The organism is Rhizobium quercicola (assembly GCF_021168455.1).
GTDB lineage: Bacteria > Pseudomonadota > Alphaproteobacteria > Rhizobiales > Rhizobiaceae > Ferranicluibacter > Ferranicluibacter quercicola.
Map to the genome: position 1 here is coordinate 519,374 of NZ_JAJOZR010000001.1, position 24,954 is coordinate 544,327.

The following is a 24,954-nucleotide window of genomic DNA, read 5'->3' on the forward strand; positions in this document are numbered from 1 at the left end:
CGCCATGCCCGTAACCGACGTGATCCCGCCCGACGTGACCTCTTCCGACCTGCCCGCACCTGACGCAAGGACGGGAAAGGATGTCCTGCGTATGTCGGATATCCGCATGCGGTTCGGCAGCCACTATGCGCTGGATGGCGTCACGCTGTCGATCCGCCGCGGCGAAGTCTTCGGCCTGCTCGGTCAGAACGGCTCCGGCAAGTCGACGCTGATCAAGGTGCTGGCCGGTTTCCACCAGCCGGAGGCCGGCAGCGAGATCGTGCTGTGGGGCGAGACGATGCCGCTGCCGCTCGATCCGATGGCCATCAAGAAGCGGGGCGTCGCCTTTGTTCACCAGCATCTCAGCCTTGTGCCGTCGCTGACCGTGGTGGAGAACATGCGGGTGACGGCACTGGGCCAGAAGACGCCGTGGCGCGTATCCTGGAAGGCGGAGGCCGCCCGCGTCGGCGCACTATTTTCCGAGTTCGGCCTCGCCATCGATCCGCTCGCGACGGTCGCCAGCCTGCCGCCGGTGGAGCGGGCCTTCGTCGCGATCGTGCGCGCCTTCGACGACCTGCGCGCTTCCGATGCCGGCTATGGCGGCGAAGGCATTCTCGTGCTCGACGAACCCACGCCTTTCCTGCCGGCACAGGATGTCGAACGCCTCTTTTCCCTCATCCGCTCCATCGTGCGCACAGGGGCCTCCGTCGTCATCGTCACCCATGATATCGACGAGGTCCGGGATATCACCGACCGCGTCGCCATCCTGCGCGACGGCAAGCTGGTTTCCATTCTCGACACGCGGACGACCGGCCGGCAGGCCATTCTCGACACGATCGTCGGCCTGCGGATCGACGCCTTCGAAAAGAGCCGCAAAACGAGCCTTTCTGCACCGGCCGTCGCCGTGCGCGACCTGACGGACGGCCGTCGCCCGGGCTTCGATGTGGACATTCGCCCGGGCGAGATCCTGGGCGTGACCGGCCTGATCGGCTCGGGCTTCGCCGCCGTTCCCTACATGCTCTACGGTGCCCGTCGCGGTGCCGGTCGCATCCGGATCGGCGGGACCGAGGTCGATCTCGCGCGCATGACGCCGCAACGCGCCCAGTCCCTCGGCATCGCCTTTCTGCCCGGCGACCGGCTGGGGGCTGCCGGCATCGGATCGCTGCCCGTCACCGACAACATCACCCTGCCGGTGCTCGCCGATCACCTCTCGGCGCTCGGCCTCGGGCTCGACCGGCGCGGCATGCGCCGGCAGGCCGCCGCGCTTTCGACGGATTACGACGTGCGCCCGGCAAGGCCCGATCTCAATCTGGGCGCGCTTTCCGGTGGCAACCAGCAGAAGGTTCTGCTCGCCAAATGGCTGCAGACGAAGCCGACGCTGCTGATGCTGGACGAGCCCACGCAGGGCGTGGATTTCGGCGCGCGCCAGCAGATCTTCGAGGCGCTGCACCGCGCGAGCGAACAGGGCACGGCCGTTCTCTGCGCCTCCACCGACACCGAACAGCTCGAGCAGATCTGCGATCGCATCATCGTCTTTGCCCGCGGGCGACCGGTCGCAGAGCTCGTCGGCACAGACATCACCCGGAAATCCATCGCCGAAGCCTGCTTCCACGGCGAGACAACCGCAGCGGAGGCCGCGCAATGACGACCATCGACCTCTCAACGTCCGAGCCGCCTGCCAAGGCCGTCCCGGCCCGTCCGCAGCGCCGCGCGCTCGACTGGAAGGCCGAGACCGAGCGTTTCGCACTTCTCGGCGCCTGGATGCTGCTCATCGCCATCTTCGGTATGCTGATGCCGGACTCCTTTCTCAGCTGGCGCAATTTCTCCACCATGTTCGGCTCGCAGGCCGTCCTCGTCGTCCTCACCCTGGCGCTACTGGTTCCCCTCACCTCCGGCGATTTCGATCTCTCCGGCGCCTCGGTTCTCACCATGAGCTCGATGCTGATTGCCGTCCTCAACGTGCGGGAGGGCTGGCCCATCGCGCCGGTCATCCTGATCGCCCTTGCCAGCGGCGCGGTCATCGGGGCGGTGAATGCCGTCTTCGTCCTCTATTTCCGCATCCATTCGCTCATCGTCACGCTGGGGATCGGCACCTTCGTCAACGGTCTGATCCTCTGGATCAGCCAGTCGCAGACGATCTCGGGCATCTCGATGGATCTCGTCGGCTGGGTGATCATCAACCGCTTTCTCGGCATCCCCCTCGCCTTCTTCTACGCGCTCCTCCTCGCCGGCATCCTCTGGTACGTGCTGGAATTTACCATTCCCGGTCGCAAGCTCCTGTTCGTCGGCCGCGGCCGCGAGGTGTCGCGCCTGAACGGCATCGCGGTCGATCGCGTGCGGGCGGTCTCCTTCATCGTATCCGGCCTGATCTCCGCCTTCGCCGGCGTGCTCTATGCCGGCATGACCGGTTCGGCCGATCCGCTCTCGGGCCTCAGCCTGCTGCTGCCGGCGTTTGCCGCCGCATTCCTGGGCGCGACCACCATCTCGCCCGGCCGTTTCAACGCCTTCGGCGCCGTCATCGCGGTCTATTTCCTGGTGACGGGGATCACCGGTCTCACCATGCTGGGCGCCGACGCCTATGTGCAGAACCTGTTTTACGGCGGCGCGCTCGTCATCGCCGTCGCCCTGTCGCAGCTGGTGCGCAATCGCCAGCCGCAAGATTTCAGCTGAGGAACTTTCCATGGATTACGGTGTCTTCGCAGCCCTTGCCCGCCAGTTTCTCGATCGCGACGCGAACGAGGCCGAACTGACGGCGATGACCGGACAGGTCGAGCGTGGCGCTGCGCATGTCGCCGCCCATCCGGCCGGTCATGGCGGCGCGCTCTTTGCCGTCGAGCCGGCGCATTTCGAACGGACCTTGAAGGAGGCCTATGATGAGCCGCGCTGATCCCGGAAACCTCCGCGAAGCGGCCGAAGCGATCGCGACCGGCCGGATCTCCTCCCTCGAAATGACCACGGACGCCCTTGACCGCGCGAAACAGGCACAGCCGCGTCTGAACGCCTTCATCGCCATCGAGCAGGATGCGGCCCTCGAAGCGGCGACCGCCGCGGACGCCGCGCGTGCCCGCGGCCTGCCGCTCGGCGTCCTGCACGGCGTTCCCCTGGCGCACAAGGACATGTTCGATCGCGCAGGCAGGATCACCGGCTGCGGCTCGAAAATCCGCGCCGATCACGTCGCAGGGGAAACCTCCACGGTCATGCAGCGGCTGGAGCGCGCCGGCGCCCTGCACATCGGCCGTCTCAACATGTCGGAATTCGCCATGGGGCCGACCGGCCACAATGCGCATCATGGCCGCGCGATCAATCCCATCGATTCCGCCCGTATCACGGCCGGCTCGTCCAGCGGCTCCGGCGCGGCCGTCGGTGGCGGCGTGGTTCTCGCCGCACTCGGCTCCGATACGGGCGGTTCCATCCGCCTGCCCGCCGCCTGCTGCGGCGTCGTCGGCATCAAGCCGACGCAGGGGCGCGTCAGTCGTCATGGCGCCATGCCGCTGTCCTTCTCGCAGGATTGCATCGGCCCGCTCGCCCGCTCGGTCGAGGATGCCTATCTCCTGCTGCAGCTGATCAGCGGCGCCGATGGTCTCGACCCGACCTGCTGCGATATCCCTCCACCTGCGGCGCTGACACCCGAGATCGGCACGCTGCGCGTCGGCATCGGCGGCGGCCTCTTTTCGGAGGCTCTCTCCGGAGAGGTCGCAACCGCGATGGAGGATATGGCGCGTCTTCTTCGTCCCGCCTGCCGCTCCGTCGAGCCCGTCCAGCCGCCCGATTTCTCGGCCGTTGCGGAGCTCGCCAATGTCGTCGCGATGAGCGAGGCCGGCGCCGTCCATTTCGACGCCCTGCGCAGCCGGCCGGAGGATTTCGGTCCGCAGGTGCGGATGCGGCTTTCCCAGGCGCTGGCGATTCCCGCCCCCATCTATCTCAGGGCGCTGCAGATCCGCGTCATCATGCTGGAGGAAATGCTGCGCACGGTCTTTTCCGCATGCGACCTCCTGATCGTGCCGGCCATGCCGTTCCTGCCGCCTCTGGCGAGCGATGTGGACGTCGGTGCGGGTGCGGCCATGAACAGCATCGTCAGCGCCATCACGGCCTTCACGCGCGCCTTTTCCTTTCTCGGCCTGCCCGTCGTGACGCTGCCCGTCGCCCGCAGCCGCGAGGGCTTGCCCGTCGGACTGCAGATCGTCGCGCCGCCCTGGCAGGAGCAGCGCGCCGCCGCGCTGGCCCTGCATATCGAGCAGGCACTGGCCCTCGGACCGTTTACGGCCGGGTTCGCCCGGTCCGAGGCTGCCTGAGATCCGGCGAAAGGAATGTCCATGTCTGCAAGGCCCTTTGTCGATGAGCCCCTAAGCGAGCCCGCACCCGTCGATCGCGATGCCTTTCGCAACGCGATGTCGAGGCTCGGGGCCGCCGTCAACATCATCACCACGGATGGACCGGCCGGCAAAGCCGGTTTCGCGGCGTCGGCCGTCTGCAGCGTGACCGATACGCCGCCGACGCTTCTCGTTTGCCTCAACCGGTCGAGCTCGGTCTTTACGACTTTCACCGCCAATCGCACCCTCTGCGTCAATACGCTGGCCAGCCATCATGAACCGCTGTCCGCCCTTTTCGGCGGAAAGACCCCCGTCGATGAGCGCTTTGCCGCTGCCACGTGGCAGAAGGGCGAAACAGGCGCTCCGATCCTCGCCGACGCCATCGTCTCCTTCGATTGCTCGGTCAGCGAAAGCGTCGACATCGGCACCCACCAGGTGCTGTTCTGCAGGGTGCTCGGCCTTCGCGACACGGAGAGCGACATCCCGCTGATCTACTACCGGCGCGGATACCACCGTATCGTCCGAGACGCCGGGTAACAGTTTGCGCGGACGCGCGAGGTCGCGGCCTTGCTACCGGAAGGCCGCTCGCTCTCGTCAGTCGAGGGCAGCGAGCGCCTCGGCGGCGTCTCCGTCGATGATCAGGCCGTTGACGACACCGCTCTTCAGCAGGCCTTTCGCCGCGATCGATTTTTCCTGACCCGCGATCAGCAGGATGACGGGAATGTTCATCAGCTCCGCAAATCCGAGCGCGATCGTCCGCATATTGAGCTCGTGATCGACCTGCCGACCGTCGCTGTCGAAGAAGATGCCGTTGGTATCGCCGACGGCGCCGCACTTTCTCAAACTCTCCAGCTCGGCACGCGAGATCATGCCCTGACGGCGGAGGAGCGAGCTTTCCGTCAGCTCGCCGACGCTGATGAAGCACACCGCCGCCGACCGGGCGATCTCCATGCCCTTGACGACGGAGCGCTGGGACAGGAGCACTTTGCGGTCGTCGATCGAATCCGCAATGAAGGGCACAGGCAGGAAGAAGCCTTCACCGCCCGTCCTGCGCGCCAGAGCATGCACAACCTCGAACGGGTTGTAGGCGTTGTTGGCCGTCAGCGATCCCATGATGGAAATGAACCGCGCATGCGGCGCGCGAACGCCGGCCAGTTGCAGCGTCATCTGCTCGATCGTGCGCCCCCAGCCCGTGCCGATGGTGATCGGCTCGCTTTCCGATAGAAGTGATTTCAGATGGTTGGCGGCAGCGACCCCGACGGCGCGAAATGCGATCTGCTTGCGCACCTCGATCTCGGTGTCCTTGGCGTCCGCAAAGCCGAAGGCCGGCGTGGAGATGCAGAAATCCAGGCCGAAGCGCAGCCGGAGGCTGTCCTCAACGGGCAACATGCCGACCCTTTGGTGATCGATGGAGATACTCACCAGTCCGCTGTCGCGCGCCTCCGACAGCATCTTGTTCACGCGGGCCCGGGTGATTCCGAGGCGTGTGGCGGTCTGCTCCTGATTGAGACCGCCGATGTAATAGAACCACGCGGCTCGCACCATCAGGGCTTCCTCGCTATCGGCCATGTCTGCTCCTCTCGAATACAAATGTAATTTTGTTTGACATTTGTATTCCCGTCAATTTAGATTTCGGTCATTCGCTGTTGACTGACTGCGGATGGAGAAGCGGGTCGAAGTGGAGGGCCCGTATGCGGAGGAGAACGCAATGATGAAATCCTTGAAGCGGATGGCTGCGGCCACCGTTATGACACTTTCGCTGGGCGCCGTCAGCGCAGGCGCGACGGATATCGCCTGGGTGCATGCCAATGCGGCGGCCCAGTCCGAGCAGCGCGTGAAGGCCGGTTTCGACAGCTGGCTGAAGGAAAAGGGCAAGGACTGGAAGATCAGCCTGCTCGACAGCGGCGGCTCGGGCGAGCGCACGGCCTCCAACCTGCAGGACGCGGCCTCGCGCGGCGTCGATGCGATCGTCATCACCATGGCCGACCTGCGCGCATCGCGCGCGGCGCTCGATGCCGCCATTGCCGCCAAGATCCCGGTCTTCACGGTCGATAGCGGCTATATCACCGGCGTGATGGTCGATATCACCACCAACAACTGGGCCATGTCCTCCAGCGTATCGCCTTATCTTCTCAACGAACTGGGCGGCAAGGGCAACATCATCTTCCTGCGCATGGCCGAGCATCACGGCACCCGCAAGCGCGGCGACGTGATGGCGACGATCCTCAAGGAATATCCCGACATCAAGGTTCTGGCCGAACATAACATCGACTACACCGCCTTCTTCGAAGACACGACATCGACGATGCAGGACTATGCCGCCCGCTTCGGCGATCAGATCAATGCCGTCTGGGCGCCCTGGGACGAGCCGGCACAGGCGGCCATCAACGCATTGACGGCGGCCGGCCTGAAAAACGTCAAGGTCATCGGCATCGACGGACATCCGCAGGCTGTCGCCGAAGTGTGCAAGCCGGACAGTCTGATGATCGCCACCGTCAGCCAGCCCTTCGAGAAGATGGGCGCGCAGGTCGGCGACTGGATCGAGGCCATCGTCGAGAAGAAGGAAGACCCGGCAAAGGTCATTCCGTCGAAGACCGTCTATCTCGATGCGCCGCTCGTGACCAAGCAGAACTGCAAGGACTTCCTCCCGAAGTGACCGCACGGCCGGTCCCGGCATGAGGCCGGGACCGGCCGTCACCCGAAGACGCCAAGGAGAAGGGCCCATGTCCGTCAGTCTATCCGGAATTGTCATGCAATATCCCGGCACGCGCGCGCTCGACAATGTCTCCGTCGATTTCCGGTTTACGGAGGTCCATGGGCTGATCGGCGAAAACGGTGCGGGCAAGACGACGCTCGTCAGCATATTGGGCGGCAGCAAGCAGCCGACGGGCGGCGCCATATCCATCGACAGCCAGCCTGTCACGCTGCACAACCCGGGCGACGCTCTGCGCAAGGGCATCGCCCATGTCTCGCAGGAGGGTAGCCTCGTGCCGGGCCTGAGCGGCGCGCAGAACATTCTGCTGGGCGACGAGCCGAAACTGGGTTTCGGCATCATCCGCAAGGCGAAATTGCGCCAGCGCGCCCGGGATCTTGTGACCCGCTGGTTTCCGCAGCTGGAAATCGACCTCGACGCTTCCGTCGAGAGCCTGCCCATGGCCGACCAGAAGGTGATCGAGATCGTCCGGGCGCTGCGGGGCGATATCCGCCTGCTCATTCTGGACGAACCGACCGCGACCCTTCCCGCCCGCGAAAAGGAGAGCCTCTGGGGCATCATCCGGACGCTGCCCTCGAAAGGCGTCGGCATCGTTCTGATCAGCCACTTTCTCTCGGAAATCAAGGCGCTCAGCGACCGCGTCACTGTGCTGCGCGACGGGCGGCACATCGCCACCCTTGCGGCGGACGACACCAGCGAGGCGCAACTGATCGACATGATGCTGCAGCGCTCCAGCAAGACAGCGTCGACGGCCGCCGCTCCCGAAAAGCCGCGGATGTCGGACGAGACGGTGCTCGACATCCGCGACTGGAGGGCCGGCAATGTGCGGGTGAAGGACTTCTCGGTCCGCGCCGGCGAAATCGTCGGGCTTATCGGGCTCACCGGCGCTGGACATTTCGGTTTCGCCCGCGCCCTTTATACCGGAACGGGCGCCGTAGCCGAGACCTACCGGCTGTGCGGCGAGGATCTGAAGACGGTGAATGCGCGCACCCTGCAGCGCAAGGGCGTCGCCTTCATTCCCGACCAGCGCATGGAGAACGCACTGATCGGCGACTGGGACGTGCGCGAAAACCTCGCCATGGTGCATCCCGACCACGGTGCCTTCGGCTCCACGGGCGTGATTTCGCCGGCGCGCGAAGGCCGCGAGGCCAATGCCATCATGAAGCTTCTCAACGTGAAGGCGCATTCGCACAGCCAGATGATCAAGGATCTGAGCGGCGGCAACAAGCAGAAGGTGTCCATCGGCAAATGGCTCTACGGCGCCGGTGACCGCTATCGCCTGATGATCTTCGTCGAACCGACCGAAGGCGTCGATATCGGTGCCAAACGCGAGATCCACGCCCATCTGCGCCGGCTTGCGAGCCAGGGGGCGGCCATCGTCGTCGCCTCGTCGGACCTGCTGGAAATCGCCGATATTGCCGACCGTGTCGTCCCCTTCGTCAATGGCGAGGCGTCCCCCGGCCTCGCTCGCCCGGATTTTTCCGAAGCCCGTTTCATTTCCGCCATGGCAGGAGTTTCCCCATGATCGCCGAATCCCCCGTCTCGCCCAAGGCCGTGCGTCCGGGTGCTGCCGCTTCCGGCACCGTGCGCCGCGACTGGATGCTGAAATACAGCACGCTGTTTGCGCTCATTCTGCTCTTTGTCGGCTTCGCGCTGACGGTGGACCGGTTTCTCACCACCTCCAATCTGCTCAACATCATCCAGCAGATCTCGATGCTGACCATCGTCGGCGCTGGCCTCACCTTCGGCTTCGCCGCCCGCGAGATGGACCTGTCCGTCGGCTACATGGTCGGTCTCGCCGGTATTCTGGTGCCGCTGCTGCTGATCGCCGGCGTGTCGCTGCCTTTGGCGCTTCTGGCCGGTATCGGCGCGGGCCTTGCGGTCGGCGCGGTCAATTCGGCGCTGGTGACACTGGTCGGCGTGCCGTCGCTGATTGCGACGCTTGCCACCGGCTCGATCCTTTACGGCATCAACTTTCTGATGACCGGCGGTCGCGCCATCTATGGCGGCTTGCCCGATACCTATCTCTTCCTCGGCCAGGGACAGTTGCTCGGCATTCCCGTGCTTGCCTATTTCATGGTGGCCTTCGTGGTGCTGGCCTGGTTCCTGATGGAGCGCACCATTTTCGGCCGCTACATCTATGCGGTGGGCGGCAATCTCAAGGCTGCCGAACTTTCGGGCGTCAACGGCCGCTTCTACCGCGCCGCGGCGATGATCGTCTGCAGCGTGTTTGCGGGCATTGCCGGCGCGCTGCTGGCCGCCCGTCTCGGCTCCGGCCAGCCCAATGCGGGCGAACGGTACCTGCTCGACGGTCTCGCCACCGTGTTCATCGGCATGACCATGTTTCGGCCGGGCACGGCGACGATCACCGGCACCTTCTTCGGAGCGCTGTTCATCGGCGTCATCAACAACGGGCTCAACCTCATCGGCATGGACACCTACATCCAGAGCATCGTGAAGGGCCTCATCATCCTGATTGCGGTGGCCATCGTTTCCCGCACCACCAAGCTCAAGCTTCTCTGAGATCGAGGACGGCATATCCATGACCATCGAAACCGAACGGCAAGGCGGCGGCAGTGCCGCGCCCGCGCCCGCAAACTCCAATCTGCTGGATCTCTACCGCACCATGCGGCGCATCCGCACCTTCGAGGAGCGCGTCGGCGAACTCTTCATTCGCGGCCAGTCGGCCGGCTCCATGCTGCATCTGTCGATCGGCGAGGAATCCACCGCCGCCGGCGTCTGCGACGCCATGCAGCCCCAGGACACCTTCACCACCCATCACCGCGGCCACGGCATCTTTCTGGCGCGCGGCGCCGATCCGAAACAGATGATGGCGGAAATCGGCGGCAAGGAAACCGGCTATTGCAAGGGCAAGGGCGGATCGATGCACATCGCCGATATGGCGCTCGGGCATCTGGGTGCGAACGCCATCGTCGGCGGGGGCATTCCGGCCGTGGTCGGAGCCGGCCTGTCGTCCAAATATTTCAAGAAGGGATCCGTCTCCATCGCCTTCTTCGGTGACGGCGCGATGCAGCAGGGCATTCTCTACGAGAGCATGAACATGGCTGCGCTCTGGGATCTGCCGGTGCTGTTCGTCTGTATCAACAATCAGTACGGCATGGGCACCCGCGTCGATCAGGCCACCCGCAACACGGCATTCGACGAGCGTGCGAGGGCCTTCGGGCTGAACGGCGCGGTCGTGGACGGTCTCGACGTCGAGGCCGTGCAGTCGGCCGCCCGCTGGCTGGTGGACGACGCGCGCGCGGGCAAGCCCGGCTTTCTCTCCATCGATGTGTACCGCTTCTTCGGCCATGCCCGCATGGACAAGAGCCCCTACCGGCTGGAGGACGAAGAGCTGGAAGGCCGCAAGAAGGACCCGGTGCGCTTTGCCCGCGAGCGCCTGATCGAGACCGGTCTGGAGAAGGAAGCCGCGCTCGACGATCTCGACAAGACCATCGCCGCCGAAATGGACGCCACCATCGATTTCTCCGTCGAGTCCACCGCGCCGCCGCTCAGCTCCATGTTCCGCGACGTCTATGCGGCCGGCGAGCCGGAGCCCGAACCCGTCAGAACCCGCATCGACCGCGTACTTGCCAGGGATGAAGCATGATGACCGCCATGACCTACAGAGATGCGCTGCGCAAGGCGCTGGACGACGCCATGACGCAGGACGCATCCATCGTCGTCATCGGCGAGGAAGTCGGCCGCTATGGCGGGGCTTACGGCGTGACCAAGGATCTGATCAAAACGCATGGCGCGGACCGGCTGATCGACACGCCGATCTCGGAGCCGGCCATCATCGGCACGGCCGTCGGCGCGGCCATGACGGGCCTGCGGCCCGTGGCCGAGCTGATGTATATCGACTTTCTCGGCATGACCATGGACCAGCTCGCCAATCAGGCGGCAAAGATCCGCTACATGTTCGGCGGCCAGATCGGCGTGCCGATGGTGCTGCGCACGCAGGGCGGCACGGGCCGCTCCGCGGGCGCGCAACATTCGCAGAGCCTCGAAGCCTGGGTGATGCACACGCCGGGCCTGCGTCTGGCCATGCCGGCAACCGTGGCGGACGCCTATCACCTGCTGCTCCAGAGCCTGACCAAGCCCGATCCGGTCGTGTTCATCGAGCACAAGGCGCTCTACACCCGCAAGGAAGAGGTGGATCTCGACGCCGAACCTCTGCCGTGGGGCAAGGCGGCCGTTCGCCGCGATGGCAAGGACCTCGTCATCATCACCTATTCGCGTCAGGTGCATTACGCGATGGAGGCTGCCGAAGCCCTTTCGAAGAAGGGCATCGAAGCGACCGTGATCGATCTTCGCACGCTCAATCCGCTCGATTTCGATACGGTACGCACGCATGTGGAACGCGTCGGCAAGGCGATGGTGGTGACGGAGGCGGTCATGACATCCGGCGTCGCCGCCGAGCTGTCCGCCCGTATCACGGAAGAATGCTTCGACTTCCTCGAACAGCCGGTCGTGCGCGTGGCGGGCGAGGACATCCCGATCTCCGTATCGCAGGATCTGGAGACCAACAGCGTTCCCACCGCCGCGCTGATCGCCGACACTGCCGAGAGAATGGTGCGATGACAGAACGCATTCTGAAGATGCCGCGCCTCGGCGAGACCATGGACGAGGGTAAGGTCGTCGGCTGGCTGATCCAGCCCGGCGACGCCTTCAAGCGTGGCGATCCGATCATCGAAATCGAGACCGACAAGACCATCGCCGAATTTCCGGCGCTCGGCGACGGCACGCTGCACGACATCATCGCCGTCGTCGGCGAGACGGTGGAGGTCGGCCAGCCCCTCGCCCGCATCGATATCGGCATCGGCCCGGACTGGACCGCCGAGGAGGGCGAGGCGCCCGCCGAAGACCCCGCGGCTCCAGCATCCGCTTCAGGTCTGGTGGAAACCGATCTCGACATGCCGCGTCTTGGCGAGACCATGGAAGAGGGGCGCGTCGCGAAATGGCTGAAAGCGCCGGGAGACAGCTTCGTGCGCGGCGAAGCGATCATCGAGATCGAGACGGACAAGACCATTGCCGAGTTTCCCGCGCTGATGGACGGAACGCTGGTCTCCATCCTGCGGGGCGATGGCGAGACGGTTACGGTGGGCGAGCCCATTGCCCGCATTGCCATTGCGGGATCGGACGCGTCGGTCACGAAGGCGGCCGAAACGCCAGCACCCGCGGCGGCGCCGTCTGCTCCCCCGGCTCGCACGGACGTCCGGGCGCGCATCTCTACGGACGGACCGGTTCGCGCCACCCCCGTGGCGCGTCGTCTGGCACGCCAGCACAGTGTGGATCTTCAGACCGTTTCAGGCACCGGGCGTCGGGCGCGTGTGGAAAAAGCCGATGTGCTTGCCGCCCTGTCCGACACACCGCGGCCAGGTGGCACCACCCCGGACGGTGTGCTGTTCGCAGACCTGCCCAGTGGCCGCATGGCCTATCTCGACACCGGCGCATCCGCGGGCCGCACGCTGCTTCTGTTGCATGGATTTGCGGGCGACCGCACCACTTGGGCGGCCATCGCCTCCGGGCTGAAGCGGGCCGGACATCGCGTGCTCGTCCCCGATCTCCCCGGCCACGGACTGACGGAGATCGCGGCGTCCAGCGCGGCCGATCTGTCCGCCGATCTCGCCGCATTTCTGCAGCGCGTCGCCCCGTCCGGGCCGGTCGATATCGTCGCGCATTCGCTCGGCTGCGTGGCCGCCGTGAATTTCGCGGTGACGGCAACGGATCGCCTGGGGTCGCTGACGCTTCTGGCTCCTGCGGGTCTCGGACCCGAGATCGACGGCGATTTCGTCCATGGCATGGCGCGGGCGACAGTGGCGGGCGAAGTGTCGCATCTCCTGCGGCGGCTGTCGGTCAGCCCCGTCCAGCTCTCGGACGGCGCGCTTGCCGCCTTGGCGGCAGATCTCGGCCGGGGGCGTCTGGCAGCGCTTGCCAGCGCGATCGCCGGTCCATCCGGTCAGAAGGTGGACAGTCTTGGCAAGCTCGAGACGGTTGCGGCCAGCGTCGAGACACGCGTAATCGTCGGCTTGGACGATCGCATCATTCCCTGGCGGCATGTGACATCCGTCTCGCCGCGTGTCGCCGTCCATTTCCTGTCCCGCTCCGGCCATATGCCGCAATGGGACCAGCCGAAGGATGTGCTCGATATCCTTCTTTCCAAGAAAGCATGAGGTCAGTCGATGAGCACTGCAAAGGACACTCTGAAGGACGCCCAGCGGCGGATCGGCACCTTCGCCAAAGCCAGCCCCGATCTGTTCGCCGGCTTTGCCCGCATCAGCAAGGTGGCGACGACGGCCGGCGCGTTCTCGCCAGCGCAGCGCGAGCTGATCGCGGTCGCCATCGCCGTATCCAAGGGATGCGAGGACTGCATCGTCTATCACGTCGATGCCGCGATACGACATGGGGCCACCGAGGCGGAGCTGGTGGAAGCGCTTGAGGTCGCTGTGGAAATGGGGGGCGGCCCTGCGGTGATGTATGGCGCGAAGGCGCTGGAAATCCTCAGGGCGCTGCAGTAACGGAAAAGGTCTGCCGCTCTGGAGGGATCGGCAGGGAGGAGAACATCGATGGCCTATTTTCTGACGGCAGACGGCGGCACGGAAAGCCTGCGCGCCCGCATCTACGATCTGTCCGGCACCTGCCTCGGCAGTGTTGCCGTTCCCTACGAGACGACGTTTTCGAGCGGCGCGCGCGCCGAGCAGAACCCGGAGGACTGGTGGCGTGCCTTCGTGGCCGCATCCCGGCAGGCCATCGCCGAAAGCCGGGTCGATCCGGCCGCGATCGAATCCATCTGCCTGGCGACGACCAGTTGCACGGTGGTGGCGCTGGACCGTGACGGCCGGGCGTTGCGTCCCGCCATCATCTGGATGGATGTCCGCGCCCATGCGGAAGCCGATGCGGTGCTGGCGACCGGCGATGGCGCGCTGATCACCAATGGCGGCGGCCAGGGGCCCGTCTCGGCCGAATGGATGATCCCGAAGGCCTTGTGGATCGCCCGCAACGAGCCGGAGATCTTCAAAGCGGCGCACACGATCTGCGAGTATCAGGATTTCATGACGCTGCGGCTGACGGGTGAGCGGGCCGCCAGCCTCAACAACGTGGCGCTGCGCTGGCACTACCAGACGGATCGAGGCGGATGGGCGACATCGCTGGTCGAGACGCTGGGCATTCCCGAACTGATGCAGAAATGGCCGCAGCGCGTGGTCGCTCCCGGCGAGGTCGTGGGAACGCTGAGCGCCAAAGCCGCCGATGCGCTGGGACTTCCCGCCACGGTCAAGCTGGTGCAGGGCGGCGCGGATGCGCTGATCGGCATGATCGGTCTCGGCGTGGCGCGGCCGGGGCAGCTGGCGCTGATCACCGGCTCCTCGCATCTGCAATTCGGCGTCTCGGAGACGCCGCTCAACGCGCCGGGCATCTGGGGCAGCTATCCCGATTGCGTCTACCCCAAGCGCTATATCGTCGAAGGCGGGCAGACCTCCACGGGCTCGATCATCGCCTGGCTCGGCCGCCTGATGAACGGCACGATGAATCTCGACGAACTGAACCGCAAGGCCGTCGCGCTGGAGCCCGGCTGCGACGGGCTCATCGTGCAGGATCATTTCCAGGGGAATCGCACCCCCTACACCGATCCGCTGTCGCGCGGCGCCATCGTCGGCCTGACGCTGGCGCACGAGCCGCATCATATCTTCCGGGCCATCATGGAAGGCATCGGGTTCGGCACCCGCGCCATTCTCGACGCCATGGCGGCGGCCGGCTATAGCGGCCGGGAAATCACCGTCGGCGGCGGGGCGGGAGCCTCGGATCTCTGGTTGCAGATCCATGCCGACACGGCGAACCTGCCGGTCTGCGTGCCTGCATCCCGCGACGCACCCTCCGTCGGGTCGGCCGTGCTCGCCGCCCATGGCGCCGGTCATTTCGCCACCATCGACGACGGCATCGCCGCCATGGTCAGGCCCGGAAAGCGCATCGAGCCCCGCCCGCGCGAGGCCGCCCGTTACAACGAGATCTACCAGCAATACCGGGCGCTCTATCCCGCCTTGAAATCCATTCGCGAGATGAGAGGAACCACGGCATGACGGGCGACGCCGATTTCAGGCTGGACAGCAAGGTGGCGGTGGTCACGGGTGCGGCCCGCGGCATCGGCCGGGCGGTGGCCGAACGTCTGGCGGCGGCCGGTGCGCATGTGGTGATCGCCGACCGCGACGATGCGGAAGCGGCTCTGACCAGCGCGGCCATCGTACGATCGGGCGGCACGGCAAGCGCCCTCCCGCTCGATGTCACCGATCGCGACCAGATCGCCGCGGCGGTCGAGCATCTTGCCGCCACGCATGGCCGGATCGACGTTCTCGTCAACAATGCGGGCATCGTGCGCAATGCACCCGCCATCGAGATGAGTCCCGACGACTGGCAGTCCGTCATCGACATCGATCTGGGCGGCGTCTTCCATTGTTCGCAGGCGTTCGGCCGGCGCATGATCGCAGATGGCGGCGGCGCGATCGTCAACATTTCGTCCATCTGCGGCGAGGTCGCGGTCTATCCGCAGCCGCAGGTGTCCTACAATGCGGCAAAGGCCGGGGTGAACCTTCTGACCAAGTCGCTGGCCGTGGAGTGGGCGAAACAGGGCGTGCGCGTCAATGCGGTCGCACCCGGCTATGTCGGCACCGAACTGACGCTGCGGGGCCGCAGCAACGCGGACTGGTTCGGCACGTGGATGCGCATGACGCCGATGGGTCGGCTTGGCGAACCACGGGAGATCGCCAATGCGGTTCTTTTTCTCGCCGCCGACGCATCGAGCTATATCACCGGCACGGTGCTGACGGTCGATGGCGGCTATACGGCACTGTAATCTTGAGGAGGTTGAAAGATGGGTGAACAGACGAGAATGGCGCTGGTAACCGGCGCCAGCCGCGGCATCGGCAAGGCGATCGCCGTCGGCCTGGCCAGGCGCGGCTATGATGTCGCGATCAACGATATTGCGCGGCAGAAGGACGTGCTGTCGGAGGTCGCACGCGAGATCGAAGCGCTTGGCCGCCGCGCGCTGATCGTGTTCGCCGATGTCAGCAGCAAGACGGATGTCGGCCGCATGGCCGGCGAGATCGAGGCAGCCTTCGGTCATCTCGATGCGGTGGTCAACAATGCCGGCATTCTGATTTCCGGCGATGTCGAGGGGCTGAAGGAAGAGTACTGGGACAGCGTCATGGACGTGAACGCCAAGGGCACGTTCCTCGTCATCCAGTCGGTCTTGCCGATGATGAAGGCCCGCAAATACGGCCGCATCGTCAATATCGCGTCTATCGGCGGCAAGCACGGCGCACCCGAGCAGGCGCATTATTCCGCATCGAAAGCCGCGGTCATGGGCTTCACCCGGGTTCTGGCGCAGGAAGTCGGCGTCGATGGCATCACGGCCAATTGCGTCTGCCCCGGCATCATCATGACCGACATGGGCCGCGTCAATCTCGATGATCCCGCCGTGCGGAAAGGCTGGCAGGAAAAAACCGCCCTGCGCCGGATCGGCGAGCCCGAAGACGTTGTGGGCGCGGTCGCGTTCTTCGCCTCCGACGATGCAGCCTTCATCACCGGACAGACCCTCAATGTCGATGGCGGGATCGTGTTGAGCTGACGCCGATCCGCTCCTAGGCGCTCCTTCCGGGCGCCGGCCACCCGAACAGGGCCGCAGCGCGATCCGCAAGATCGCGCGCGATCGGCATCGCCGATGTTGCGGCCGGAGACGGTGCGTTGCAGACGTGAATGGTCCGATGGGTTTCGCGGATCAGGAAATCGTGCACGAGCGTGCCATCGGCAAGCACCGCCTGGGCGCGAATCCCCGGCCGGTAGGGCTTTAGGTCGGCGAGCTGCAGCTCGGGGCAATATCTGCGGCAAAGCGCGAGATAGCGGCGCTTGCTAAGGGAATTCGCCATTTCCGACAGTCCGGACCGGACGTGGTTGCGCACCAGGCGGCGAAAGCCGGGATAGGCGATCATGTCCTTGAGGTCGCCGAGATCGACATCGGAAAACCGATAACCCTCCCGCGCGAAGGCGAGAACCGCATTCGGGCCTACCGTCACGTAGCCGCCGATCATCCTCGTGAGATGGACGCCCAGAAACGGCAGCGCGGGGTCCGGGATCGGGTAGATCAGGTGATTGACGATGCGGTCCTTGTCGGACCCCAACCTAAAATACTCGCCGCGGAAGGGCACGATGCGGAAGTCGAGCGCGAGACCGCAGAGCCGCGCCAGTCTGTCGGCCATGATGCCGGCGCAGGCGATGACGTGCCGGGCGCGGATCTCCGCCTGCGGCAGCTGGATGCGAACGCCGTCCGCTTCCTCGCGCAGGGTCTCTACGGTGGCGCGGGTGCGAATCTCGACACCTCTCTCGGCCAGGATGGCCGCCATCGTCCGGGCGATCAGCCCGTAGTCGACGATGCCGCTGGTCGGCACAAACAGCGCGCCGACGCCGCGGATATGCGGTTCGCGACGGACGAGTTCCGCGGCATCCAGCCGCTCCACCGGCAGGCCGTTCTGTCGGCACCGGTCTTCCAGCGCGGCAAGACGCGGCATCTCGTCGGCGGCGGTCGCCACGAGCATTTTCCCGCATTGCTCGAACGGAATGCCGTGCTCGCGGCAGAAACCGATCGTCGCTGCGACGCCTTCCTTGCAGAAACGCGCCTTCAGGCTTCCCGGCTGATAATAGACCCCGGCATGGATGACGCCGCTGTTGCGTCCCGTCTGGTGCGTGGCGACCTCGGCCTCCTTCTCCAGCACGACGATGGAGAGCCCGGGCCAGCGGGTCGAGATTTCCAGGGCGGCGGACAGCCCGACGATGCCGCCGCCGATGATGGCAAGATCATAAGCCACTGTTGCCGCCCCCGCTCCGCCCTATCGCGCCCTTGAAAGGATGCACCGACAGGGATCACGGATCCAGGGGTGCATCGCGCAAAAGGTCGAACATAAGCTTGAAGAAGCGGTCGCTGTCCACCTCGTAGGCGATGCGCGCATTGTCGGGCTCGCCGCGCTCCTTCCAGAAATCGGCGACCGTGGCGCCGAAGGCGAAGGTTCCGTCGAGATCGACGGCGATGTGCGCTGGCCGGGTGCGCACCAGTGTCGGATCGATCACCAGCGCCAGCGCCAGCGGATCGTGCATCGCGCCGCCGACGCCCATGGAGTTGCGATGCAGCTTCTCGTAAAAACGCAGCCAGTCCATGACGAGCCTGCCGAGCTCGGTATCGATGGTCGCAAGCTCCGCATATTGCTCCGCCTCGACCAGCACCTGCATGGTCACGTCCAGGCCGACCATGGTGATGGGCACGCCGCTGTCGAGCACGAGCCGGACGGCTTCGGGGTCGCAGAAGGCGTTGAATTCGGTGGGCGTGATGATCTCGCTCTTGCGATAGAACACGCCACCCATCCAGATCAGCTCCTTGATCTTGCCCAGCACCTGCGGGTGCTTGAGCACGAGGAGGCCGATATTGCTGAGCGGCCCGGTCGCCACGACGATGATGGGTTCGGGCGCCGCCGCAAGCCGTGCGGCGAGGAAATCGACGGCATGCTGCGCCAAGGGTTCGCGTTGCGGCATGGGCAGGTAGGGTGAGCCCTCGAGGCCGCTCGGGCCATCCGCCGTTCCCAGCACCAGCGGACGGGCGAGCGGACGAATGCAGCCGGCCGCGACGGGCACGTCGCCCGCGCCGATAAAGTCGAGGATGCGAATGGCGTTCGACGTGGTCTTGTCGAGCTCGGCATTGCCACAGGTGGTGGTCACGCCCAGAAGTTCGATATCCGGCGAGCGATGCGCCATGACGAGGGCGATCGCGTCATCGTGACCGGGATCGCAGTCGTAGAGAATGGGTGTCGGCATCGGAACGGTCCTTCAGGCTGCGGTGCGAAGGCCGCCGGCGCGTGCGTGGCGCGCCATGGTGGCCTTGAAGATCGAGAGGAAGCGGCGGCCATCGAGACCGGTGGCGATACGGGTCGTCTTGGGGCCGTCACCGCCGGGCAGGATCTGGTGGCCGCGATAGGCCACCACCTGCCCCCGCGCGACGCCCTTCTCGATGACGACATCGGCAAAGAGCGGCGCGGTCGTCGTGACGAGGTCCGGCGCGAAGGCGAGCGCGACGGTGATCACGTCGTCCATGGGGAAACCCACGAGGCCGAAGAATTCGCGCCAGATATCGATATAGATCGGGAAAACCTCGCCGATCATGTCGACGACGGCATTGTTCGCCCCGAGCGAGACCATGTCCGCGATGTCGTCGCGCGTCAGCATGCTGTCGGCCACGCGATTGTCCTCGCAGATGTCCAGCGGCACGAGGATCTTGTCGACATCGGCGTTCAGGACGATGCGCGAGGCCTCCGGATCGGCCCAGATATTGTACTCCGACAACGGCGTCATGTTGCCGGGCGTCGTAAAGTTGCCGCCGAGCACCAGCATGTTCTTCAGAAGCGACGGCAGAGCCGGCTCCTGCAGGATGGCAAGCGCCGCGTTGGTCGTCGGCCCCGTCGTCACCAGCGTGATCTCGCCGGGATTGGCCCTGACCGTGTCGATGATGAAATCAACGGCATGCCCCGGATTGGCCTGACGGCTCGGCTCCGGTGCGGGCGGGTTGAACGTCTTCAGCCGATCGCCGAAGCGTGCCGTCAGCCGCTTTTCAAAATGAACGGGCGCCTCCATCGCGGCCTTGGCATGCCCGACGATCGGCCGCCAGGCACCGGCATGGACCGGGATATCGTTGCGACCGGCCAGTGACAGCGTGTTCAGCACGACGTCGGTGACCTGTTTGATCGGACCGGCGGCGCCGGTCACGGTGGTGACGCCCTCCAGTTTGATATCCGGATGGGCGGCGGCAAACAGCACGGCGAGAATGTCGTCGCCGGCGGAGTCCACGTCGAGGATGATGCGCTGCATGGGAAGCCTTCGAGGTCTCGGGTTTTCAGGAACGGGGAAGCGGCGCGTCGCGGCCAGCTTCCCTCGAGGGATGGACAGATAACGCGCGGCGGATGGTCTCGACCGTCTCGCGGATGCGCTTCGGCCGAGCGCGCCAGGAGAGCGCGAACAGGGCGACGAGCGCCACGGCATAGGGCACGGCCAGAACCAGATAGGAGGGGAAGCCGAAGGTCTGGAGCCGGAGCGAGAAGGCATCGGCAAAGCCGAACAGCAGGCAGCCGGCCAGCACCTTCAGAGGGTCGCCGCCCGAGAAGATCAGGATCGCCACCGCCATGAATCCGCGACCGGACGACATATTTTCGGTGAACATCGTGATGTAACCGAGCGACATATGCGCGCCGGCCAGTCCCGCCAGCAGGCCGCAGAGCAGCGCAGCCGTGTATCGGATCCGCGCGATCGAAATACCGAGTGCCTCCGCCGCTTCCGGCTTTTCGCCGACGACGCGGATATAAAGCCCGAGCCGGGTGCGGTTGTAGAAGAGGATCATCAGTAGCACGGCGAGAAAGGCAACATAGACCAGCGGCGTATAACCGGAGATCAGCTGCGCGGTGGACGGACCCAACAGGTCGCGGGCACCGGGGATCTGCACCTTGGGCAGGCCGACGATGCCGCGTCCGACTACGGAGCCGCGCGTGCCGAAGATCGCCTTCAGGAGCGAAACGGTCATGCCGCCGGCCAGAATATTGAGCGCCAGCCCCACCACGACCTCGTTGGCGCGAAAACTGACGACAAGGACCGCATAGATGAGGGCGAAGACGAGGGCGGCGGAAACGCCGATGACCATGCCGCCCAGCGACGAGCCCGTCCAGATGGAACCGACCACGGCGAAGAAGGCGGCGATCAACATCTGGCCTTCCAGACCGATGTTGAAGATGCCGGCCTTGGTGGTGAACGAGCCGCCGAGCGCCACGAGCAGGATCGGCGTCGTGGTGCGGATCGTCGCGACCAGGAGCGCGACGTTGAACAGGTTGCTCAGAATTTCCATCGGCGCTCTCCCGTGCGGTCGCCGCGTCGGCGCATCATGAGATCGGCGGAGACCGCCAGGATGATCAGCGCCTGGATGACCGTGATGATCTCGCGCGAGGCTGTCGTATCCACCTCAAGCAGCAGCGAACCAGCCCGCAGCGCGCCGAAAAACAGCGCGGTGAAGATGGTGCCGATGGGCGAGCCGTTGGCAAGCAAGGCCGCGATGAGCCCATCGAAGCCGAAACCCGGCGCAAAGCCTTCCATGAACCGGTGGTGCACGCCGAGCGTCTCGACGCCGCCTGCAAGGCCGCCGACGGCGCCGGAGACGAGAAGCACGCCGAAGCCGACGCGGCGCACGCTGACGCCGCCATACTCGGCGAATTTGGGCGCGGAGCCGACCATGGTCACGGCGTAGCCGGCCGACGTCCAGCGGAAGAAGGCGGCGACGCCGACGGCCAGCGCCAGGCCGATGAGCAGCCCAATGTTCAGCCGCGAGAAGGAGAAGAGCTCGGGCAGATAGGCGCTCGTCAGAATCGGCGGCGTTTCCGACCATCCGCCCGGACGCTTGAACAGGAAGATGGTGAAATAGGAGGTGAGCAGCGTCGCGATATAGTTGGCAAGGATGGTGGACACCACCTCGTTGGTGCCGAAGCGGACGCGGAAGAAGGCGGGGATCGCGATCCACAGCGCACCCGCGACCACCGCAAGCGTCATCGCGGCAAGCACATGCAGCACGGGCGGCAGCGCAAAGGCAAAGCCGACCCAGGCGGCAGCGAACCCGCCGAGGAAGAGCTGCCCCTCGATGCCGACATTGAACATGCCGCCGCGAAGAGCGATGCAGGCCGCAATACCGCAGATAAGAATGGGTGTCGTCTGCAGCAGGGTTCCCGCGATCTTCTCGGCATCGCCGAAGGCGCCGCGCATGAGCGTCATGAGGACGGCGACCGGGCTTTCTTCGATCATGAGAATGATGACGGCGCCGAGCGCCAGCGCGATGGCGAAGGCGAGCGCCTGGCCCGCCAGCGTTCGCGCCAGCCCTTTTGAGAAGAGTCCCCGGAAGAGCAGGCGGTTCGTCATGAAGCCTCCGTCATGTCTGCCGGGTCGATCCCGGCCATCATCAGTCCGATTGCGTCTTCATCCATCGCGGCGCCATCGACCTCGCCCATGATCCCGCCGTCGAACATGACGAGGATCCGGTCGGCCAAGGCTTTCAGTTCGTCGAGCTGGGTCGAGATGAGGAGGATCGCACGGCCGTCGGCACGCTGGCGCATGATCTCGTCGTGGATCGCCTCCTGCGCGCCGATATCCACGCCGCGGGTCGGCTGGTCGATGAGAAGCACGTCTCCGCCGGCCGTGAACTCCCGCGCCAGTACAACCTTCTGGATGTTGCCGCCGGACAGGCTGCGCGCCGGATCCTTCGGCCCGCGGGCGCGGATGTCGAAACGCTCTATCAGAGCGCGCATCGTGCCATGCACCGCCGACCAGTCGATCACGCCGAGGCGGGCGAAGGGTCTTTTCGTCTGCCGCCCCATCAGCATGTTGGCCGACAGCGAGGCGTTGCGATCGACACCGCGCACCATGCGGTCACCGGGAACATGGGCCAGCCCGCGATTGCGGATTTCGGCCGGCGTCCGGTCGAGAATGTCGTGTCCGTGTAGCTTCGCGCTGCCATGGCTTGCAGGCCGGAGCCCGGAGAGCACCTCCGCGAGTTCCGTCTGACCGTTGCCGGCGACGCCCGCGATACCGACGATCTCGCCGGCACGGACCGTCAGATCCACGGATTTCAGGGCCGTCAGCCGCCGGTCGTCCCGCGCCCAGAGATCGTTGACCTCAAGCGCCACGGCGCCGTCGGTACGGGTTCGGGGGCGCCGGTCGAAGCTGACGTCGCGGCCGACCATGAGCCGGACGAGTTCGCGCTTGGTCAGCGCGCTCTTCGGCTTCGTGGCGACGACGCGGCCGTCGCGCAGCACCGTGACGGTGTCCGACACCGCCATCACCTCTTCGAGATGATGCGAGATGAAGATCACCGTCATGCCGTCGTCCACGAAACTGCGCAGCGTCTGGAACAGGTCGCGGCTTTCCTGCGGGGTGAGAACGGCCGTGGGCTCGTCGAGAATGATGGTGCGGGCGTTGCGCGCCAGCACTTTGAGAATTTCGATGCGCTGCTCGATGCCGACCGAAAGCCCCGCCACCCGCTCCTGCGGATCGACCCGCAGGCCGAACTTTTCCGAGAGACTACGGGTGCGCTCCACCTGGGCCGCACGGTCGATGAGCCCGTTCCTGCGGATTTCCATGCCGAGAAAGATATTGTCGGCCACCGTCAGCGACGGCACCAGCTTGAAGTGCTGGTGCACCATGCCGAGCCCCTCGTTGATCGCGACGGCCGGGCTGTCGACCAGCATGGTCTTGCCGCCGATCGAGATGGTGCCCGCATCCGGCTGCAGCAGACCGAACAGGATGTTCATGAGCGTCGTCTTGCCGGCGCCGTTCTCGCCGATGATCGCATGGATTTCGCCGCGACGGACGGCGAGATCGATGCCGTCATTGGCGGTGAAGGCGCCGAAGCGCTTGGTGATACCGGAAAGATCGACGGCAAGGTCCATGAGGCATACCGAGGCAGGAGAGAAAGATGCAAAGGTTGGCGCGGAACAGACGAACGGGAAACCTGCGTCGATAGCTGTGAACGCCTCTCTGCCCGAACCGGCGTCGCAACCACGCGCCGCCGGTTAAGGCATCCGTGCCGGCGCGGACGGCAGATACGATCCGCCGCCCGCCGGACCGTCTTACTTCGCGCGGGCGATCTGGATCTTGCCGGCGATCACATCCGTGCGGATGGCTTCCAGCTTGTCCTTGATCGCGGCCGGGAGTTTTGCCGCGACATCGTCGCAGACCTTCACCTCGACCCCGCCCGAGGCAAGATCGAAGGTGCGCGTGCCCGGCATGACCTTGCGGCCTTCGACCTCGTCCTTGATGATCGCGTAGACGGCGACGTCGCCGCGCTTCAGCATGCTGGCCAGCACGTTGCCGGGCGCACTGGAGCACATGTCGATATCGACGCCCAAAGAATATTTGTCGGCGGCGGCACTTGCCTGCATCACACCCTCGCCCGTCGGTCCGGCGACGTTGTAGACGATGTCGGCGCCTTGCCCGTACAGCGCCATGGCCAGTTCGCTGCCCTTTGCCGGGTCGTCGAAGGTGCCGGCGAAGACCGAATTCACCTTGACGTCGGGTGCTGCATATTTCGCGCCCTGCTCGTAGCCGCCCAGGAAGTTGCGGATGACGGGAATGTCGCGGCCGCCGACGAAGCCGATCGCCTTGCCGTCGCTGATCTTGTCGAATTCCGGCCCCATATCCTCGACGAGGCCTGCGAGCGCACCGGCGATGAAGGAGCCCTGTTCTTCGGCGAAGTTGGCATAGACCATCGTCTTGGCGTCGAGCACGCCGTCGATGAAGACGAAGCGCTGGTTGGGATACTGGGCGCCGACCTTCTGCAACGCATCCACGAGTTCCCAGCCCATGACGAAGATCAGGTCGTACTGGCCGCTCTTTGCGAGGTTGGCGAACTGCTCCTCATAATCGAGGGCGCGGTTGCCGGTATCGACAAGCTTGAGGTCGATGCCGAAATCGTCCTTGGCCTTGTTCAGACCATTGACGATGGAAATGCCGAACCCTTGTGCGAAATAGCCGGAGATCGCGGCGATATGCACCTTCTCGGCAGCGACGGACGGCAGGGCGGATGCAGCCAGCACGACGCCGGCCGCTAAGAAGCGGGCAAAAATCTTCATTGTGGTTCTTTCCCTCTGGTAGCCTTCTCGGCAGTTCCATCACCCGGTCTTGATGCCGCATTAGTTGATGGTCATACGAATACTGTGTCGACTTCCAAATCTTGTCAATCGCTTTCTGACGCTTTTTTCATCTTGCTGCATTGCACGCCAGAATCAGTGAATCGCATCGCTCCGCAACTTCGAAAGGCGTGTGCGATCGGGTTTCTCCCGGACCTCACTTGACAACGACCAAGCACGGTGGATTGTTACTACTCTAACAAAT

Annotated in this window: 23 protein-coding genes; 15 read left to right on the forward strand and 8 right to left on the reverse strand. The window is 65.3% G+C overall.

Annotated elements, in window-relative coordinates; all coding sequences use genetic code 11:
* Positions 1–4 precede the first annotated feature (4 nt).
* From LRX75_RS02265 to rutF, 5 genes are read left to right on the forward strand one after another with little or no spacing between them, the layout of a single operon-like run.
* Positions 5–1,624 carry a sugar ABC transporter ATP-binding protein gene (locus tag LRX75_RS02265; RefSeq protein ID WP_231811576.1) on the forward strand — a complete coding sequence of 540 codons (1,620 nt, stop codon included), beginning with the start codon at positions 5–7 and terminating at the stop codon, positions 1,622–1,624.
* Positions 1,621–2,649: an ABC transporter permease gene (locus tag LRX75_RS02270; RefSeq protein WP_231811577.1), complete on the forward strand. Its 1,029-nt coding sequence runs from the start codon at positions 1,621–1,623 to the stop codon at positions 2,647–2,649. The genes LRX75_RS02265 and LRX75_RS02270 overlap by 4 nt, the downstream gene beginning before the upstream one ends.
* Positions 2,650–2,659: 10 nt before the next feature.
* Entirely contained in the window at positions 2,660–2,866 is a 207-nt protein-coding gene (locus LRX75_RS02275) for a hypothetical protein (protein WP_231811578.1), read from the forward strand.
* Positions 2,850–4,271 carry an amidase gene (locus tag LRX75_RS02280; protein ID WP_231811579.1) on the forward strand — a complete coding sequence of 474 codons (1,422 nt, stop codon included), beginning with the start codon at positions 2,850–2,852 and terminating at the stop codon, positions 4,269–4,271. The genes LRX75_RS02275 and LRX75_RS02280 overlap by 17 nt, the downstream gene beginning before the upstream one ends.
* A 15-nt stretch (positions 4,272–4,286) precedes the next feature.
* Positions 4,287–4,826, forward strand: a complete 540-nt coding sequence (rutF, locus tag LRX75_RS02285; protein ID WP_420851129.1) for an NADH-dependent FMN reductase RutF — start codon at positions 4,287–4,289, stop codon at positions 4,824–4,826.
* 57 nt (positions 4,827–4,883) lie between these two features.
* Here rutF and LRX75_RS02290 read toward each other — a convergent pair whose 3' ends face one another.
* Positions 4,884–5,858 carry a sugar-binding transcriptional regulator gene (locus tag LRX75_RS02290; protein WP_231811580.1) on the reverse strand — a complete coding sequence of 325 codons (975 nt, stop codon included), beginning with the start codon at positions 5,856–5,858 and terminating at the stop codon, positions 4,884–4,886.
* 139 nt (positions 5,859–5,997) lie between these two features.
* Between LRX75_RS02290 and LRX75_RS02295 the strand changes: the two genes are divergently transcribed.
* From LRX75_RS02295 to LRX75_RS02340, 10 genes are all read left to right on the forward strand, one after another.
* Positions 5,998–6,945: a sugar ABC transporter substrate-binding protein gene (locus LRX75_RS02295; protein ID WP_113151234.1), complete on the forward strand. Its 948-nt coding sequence runs from the start codon at positions 5,998–6,000 to the stop codon at positions 6,943–6,945.
* Between the two features lie 67 nt (positions 6,946–7,012).
* Positions 7,013–8,527 (forward strand): sugar ABC transporter ATP-binding protein, encoded by a 1,515-nt coding sequence (locus LRX75_RS02300; RefSeq protein ID WP_231811581.1) that lies wholly within the window; start codon positions 7,013–7,015, stop codon positions 8,525–8,527.
* Positions 8,524–9,525, forward strand: a complete 1,002-nt coding sequence (locus tag LRX75_RS02305) for an ABC transporter permease (RefSeq protein WP_231811582.1) — start codon at positions 8,524–8,526, stop codon at positions 9,523–9,525. Before LRX75_RS02300 ends, LRX75_RS02305 begins: the two co-directional genes overlap by 4 nt.
* A gap of 19 nt (positions 9,526–9,544) precedes the next feature.
* Entirely contained in the window at positions 9,545–10,612 is a 1,068-nt protein-coding gene (locus LRX75_RS02310; protein ID WP_231811583.1) for a thiamine pyrophosphate-dependent dehydrogenase E1 component subunit alpha, read from the forward strand.
* 8 nt (positions 10,613–10,620) lie between these two features.
* Positions 10,621–11,586 (forward strand): alpha-ketoacid dehydrogenase subunit beta, encoded by a 966-nt coding sequence (locus LRX75_RS02315; RefSeq protein ID WP_231811584.1) that lies wholly within the window; start codon positions 10,621–10,623, stop codon positions 11,584–11,586.
* On the forward strand, positions 11,583–13,178 hold the full coding sequence (locus LRX75_RS02320; RefSeq protein ID WP_231811585.1) for an acetoin dehydrogenase dihydrolipoyllysine-residue acetyltransferase subunit: 1,596 nt from the start codon (positions 11,583–11,585) through the stop codon (positions 13,176–13,178). The genes LRX75_RS02315 and LRX75_RS02320 overlap by 4 nt, the downstream gene beginning before the upstream one ends.
* A 9-nt stretch (positions 13,179–13,187) precedes the next feature.
* Positions 13,188–13,523, forward strand: coding sequence for a carboxymuconolactone decarboxylase family protein (locus tag LRX75_RS02325; RefSeq protein WP_231811586.1), 336 nt, complete (start codon positions 13,188–13,190; stop codon positions 13,521–13,523).
* Between the two features lie 48 nt (positions 13,524–13,571).
* Positions 13,572–15,080 carry an FGGY-family carbohydrate kinase gene (locus LRX75_RS02330; RefSeq protein ID WP_231811587.1) on the forward strand — a complete coding sequence of 503 codons (1,509 nt, stop codon included), beginning with the start codon at positions 13,572–13,574 and terminating at the stop codon, positions 15,078–15,080.
* Positions 15,077–15,850, forward strand: coding sequence for an SDR family NAD(P)-dependent oxidoreductase (locus LRX75_RS02335; protein WP_231811588.1), 774 nt, complete (start codon positions 15,077–15,079; stop codon positions 15,848–15,850). Before LRX75_RS02330 ends, LRX75_RS02335 begins: the two co-directional genes overlap by 4 nt.
* An 18-nt stretch (positions 15,851–15,868) precedes the next feature.
* A complete protein-coding gene (locus LRX75_RS02340; RefSeq protein ID WP_231811589.1) occupies positions 15,869–16,624 on the forward strand; it encodes an SDR family NAD(P)-dependent oxidoreductase in 756 nt (251 codons plus the stop codon).
* Positions 16,625–16,637: 13 nt separating this feature from the next.
* Here LRX75_RS02340 and lhgO read toward each other — a convergent pair whose 3' ends face one another.
* From lhgO to LRX75_RS02375, 7 genes are all read right to left on the reverse strand, one after another.
* Entirely contained in the window at positions 16,638–17,858 is a 1,221-nt protein-coding gene (gene lhgO / locus LRX75_RS02345) for an L-2-hydroxyglutarate oxidase (RefSeq protein ID WP_231811590.1), read from the reverse strand.
* 55 nt (positions 17,859–17,913) lie between these two features.
* Positions 17,914–18,855: a nucleoside hydrolase gene (locus LRX75_RS02350; protein WP_231811591.1), complete on the reverse strand. Its 942-nt coding sequence runs from the start codon at positions 18,853–18,855 to the stop codon at positions 17,914–17,916.
* Between the two features lie 12 nt (positions 18,856–18,867).
* Complete coding sequence (locus tag LRX75_RS02355) at positions 18,868–19,902, reverse strand: nucleoside hydrolase (RefSeq protein WP_231811592.1); 1,035 nt, start codon at positions 19,900–19,902, stop codon at positions 18,868–18,870.
* Positions 19,903–19,927: 25 nt separating this feature from the next.
* On the reverse strand, positions 19,928–20,926 hold the full coding sequence (locus tag LRX75_RS02360; protein WP_231811593.1) for an ABC transporter permease: 999 nt from the start codon (positions 20,924–20,926) through the stop codon (positions 19,928–19,930).
* On the reverse strand, positions 20,914–21,984 hold the full coding sequence (locus LRX75_RS02365) for an ABC transporter permease (protein ID WP_231811594.1): 1,071 nt from the start codon (positions 21,982–21,984) through the stop codon (positions 20,914–20,916). Before LRX75_RS02365 ends, LRX75_RS02360 begins: the two co-directional genes overlap by 13 nt.
* Positions 21,981–23,510, reverse strand: coding sequence for an ABC transporter ATP-binding protein (locus LRX75_RS02370; RefSeq protein WP_231811595.1), 1,530 nt, complete (start codon positions 23,508–23,510; stop codon positions 21,981–21,983). The genes LRX75_RS02365 and LRX75_RS02370 overlap by 4 nt, the downstream gene beginning before the upstream one ends.
* A 180-nt stretch (positions 23,511–23,690) precedes the next feature.
* Entirely contained in the window at positions 23,691–24,692 is a 1,002-nt protein-coding gene (locus LRX75_RS02375) for a BMP family lipoprotein (RefSeq protein WP_231811596.1), read from the reverse strand.
* Positions 24,693–24,954: the final 262 nt, after the last annotated feature.

What these genes read in the sequence shown, in the direction of transcription:
- LRX75_RS02340 (WP_231811589.1), top strand. Translation starts at nt 15,869, where the DNA reads ATGGGTGAACAGACGAGAATGGCGCTGGTAACCGGCGCCAGCCGCGGC.
- LRX75_RS02325 (WP_231811586.1), top strand. Translation starts at nt 13,188, where the DNA reads ATGAGCACTGCAAAGGACACTCTGAAGGACGCCCAGCGGCGGATCGGC.
- LRX75_RS02360 (WP_231811593.1), bottom strand. Translation starts at nt 20,926, where the DNA reads ATGGAAATTCTGAGCAACCTGTTCAACGTCGCGCTCCTGGTCGCGACG.
- LRX75_RS02295 (WP_113151234.1), top strand. Translation starts at nt 5,998, where the DNA reads ATGATGAAATCCTTGAAGCGGATGGCTGCGGCCACCGTTATGACACTT.
- LRX75_RS02265 (WP_231811576.1), top strand. Translation starts at nt 5, where the DNA reads ATGCCCGTAACCGACGTGATCCCGCCCGACGTGACCTCTTCCGACCTG.
- LRX75_RS02350 (WP_231811591.1), bottom strand. Translation starts at nt 18,855, where the DNA reads ATGCCGACACCCATTCTCTACGACTGCGATCCCGGTCACGATGACGCG.
- LRX75_RS02370 (WP_231811595.1), bottom strand. Translation starts at nt 23,510, where the DNA reads ATGGACCTTGCCGTCGATCTTTCCGGTATCACCAAGCGCTTCGGCGCC.
- LRX75_RS02375 (WP_231811596.1), bottom strand. Translation starts at nt 24,692, where the DNA reads ATGAAGATTTTTGCCCGCTTCTTAGCGGCCGGCGTCGTGCTGGCTGCA.
- rutF (WP_420851129.1), top strand. Translation starts at nt 4,287, where the DNA reads ATGTCCATGTCTGCAAGGCCCTTTGTCGATGAGCCCCTAAGCGAGCCC.
- LRX75_RS02315 (WP_231811584.1), top strand. Translation starts at nt 10,621, where the DNA reads ATGACCTACAGAGATGCGCTGCGCAAGGCGCTGGACGACGCCATGACG.
- LRX75_RS02330 (WP_231811587.1), top strand. Translation starts at nt 13,572, where the DNA reads ATGGCCTATTTTCTGACGGCAGACGGCGGCACGGAAAGCCTGCGCGCC.
- LRX75_RS02320 (WP_231811585.1), top strand. Translation starts at nt 11,583, where the DNA reads ATGACAGAACGCATTCTGAAGATGCCGCGCCTCGGCGAGACCATGGAC.
- LRX75_RS02290 (WP_231811580.1), bottom strand. Translation starts at nt 5,858, where the DNA reads ATGGCCGATAGCGAGGAAGCCCTGATGGTGCGAGCCGCGTGGTTCTAT.
- LRX75_RS02365 (WP_231811594.1), bottom strand. Translation starts at nt 21,984, where the DNA reads ATGACGAACCGCCTGCTCTTCCGGGGACTCTTCTCAAAAGGGCTGGCG.
- LRX75_RS02355 (WP_231811592.1), bottom strand. Translation starts at nt 19,902, where the DNA reads ATGCAGCGCATCATCCTCGACGTGGACTCCGCCGGCGACGACATTCTC.
- LRX75_RS02305 (WP_231811582.1), top strand. Translation starts at nt 8,524, where the DNA reads ATGATCGCCGAATCCCCCGTCTCGCCCAAGGCCGTGCGTCCGGGTGCT.
- LRX75_RS02275 (WP_231811578.1), top strand. Translation starts at nt 2,660, where the DNA reads ATGGATTACGGTGTCTTCGCAGCCCTTGCCCGCCAGTTTCTCGATCGC.
- LRX75_RS02300 (WP_231811581.1), top strand. Translation starts at nt 7,013, where the DNA reads ATGTCCGTCAGTCTATCCGGAATTGTCATGCAATATCCCGGCACGCGC.
- LRX75_RS02270 (WP_231811577.1), top strand. Translation starts at nt 1,621, where the DNA reads ATGACGACCATCGACCTCTCAACGTCCGAGCCGCCTGCCAAGGCCGTC.
- LRX75_RS02310 (WP_231811583.1), top strand. Translation starts at nt 9,545, where the DNA reads ATGACCATCGAAACCGAACGGCAAGGCGGCGGCAGTGCCGCGCCCGCG.
- LRX75_RS02280 (WP_231811579.1), top strand. Translation starts at nt 2,850, where the DNA reads ATGATGAGCCGCGCTGATCCCGGAAACCTCCGCGAAGCGGCCGAAGCG.
- LRX75_RS02335 (WP_231811588.1), top strand. Translation starts at nt 15,077, where the DNA reads ATGACGGGCGACGCCGATTTCAGGCTGGACAGCAAGGTGGCGGTGGTC.